Source organism: Limimaricola sp. G21655-S1 (genome assembly GCF_027213785.1).
Taxonomy (GTDB): domain Bacteria; phylum Pseudomonadota; class Alphaproteobacteria; order Rhodobacterales; family Rhodobacteraceae; genus Limimaricola.
Map to the genome: position 1 here is coordinate 1 of NZ_JAPWGO010000078.1, position 639 is coordinate 639.

Sequence of the window (639 nt, forward strand, 5' to 3'; positions counted from 1 at the left end):
GTCGTGGGCGCCGGTTCCGCCGGGTTCTCCGCCTCGATCACCGCCGCCGAGGCTGGCAAGCGCGTCGCGCTCGTGGGGCACGGGATGATCGGAGGGACTTGCGTCAACTTTGGCTGTGTGCCGTCGAAGGCCATGATCCGTGCGGCCGAGGCGCTACACGGCGCGAGCGCGGCTGTGCGATTTCCCGGCCTGTCAGGTGCTGCGCAGGTCGATGACTGGTCCCGGCTCGTCGCCGGCAAGGACGACCTTGTGGCGACTTTGCGCCAGAAGAAATACGCCGACCTGCTGCCCAACTATGAGGGGGTCGATTACATCGAGGAAGGCCCCGCGACGTTGGTCGAGGGCGGTGTTCAGATCGGAAATCGCACGATTACCGCGCTCAGAACGCTGATTGCTACGGGCAGCCGGTCGCTCGTCCCGGCGATCCGCGGGATCGAGGATGTCGATCCGCTCGACAGCCAATCGCTTCTGGAGCTGGAGACCCTGCCCGAGAGTCTGATCTTCGTCGGGGCTGGCTATATCGGCGCGGAGCTGGCGCAGATGATGGCGCGGATGGGGGTCCAGGTAACCCTCGTGGCACGCTCCCGCCTGCTGCCCGGCGCAGAGCCCGAGGTGTCCGACGCCCTGACCGAGGCTTTC

Annotated in this window: 1 protein-coding gene; it reads left to right on the forward strand. The window is 66.8% G+C overall.

Annotation, left to right across the window (positions count from 1 at the left end; translation table 11 throughout):
* The coding region (locus O4G76_RS22195) for an FAD-dependent oxidoreductase (protein WP_269398892.1) at positions 1-639 on the forward strand (639 nt) is incomplete at both ends.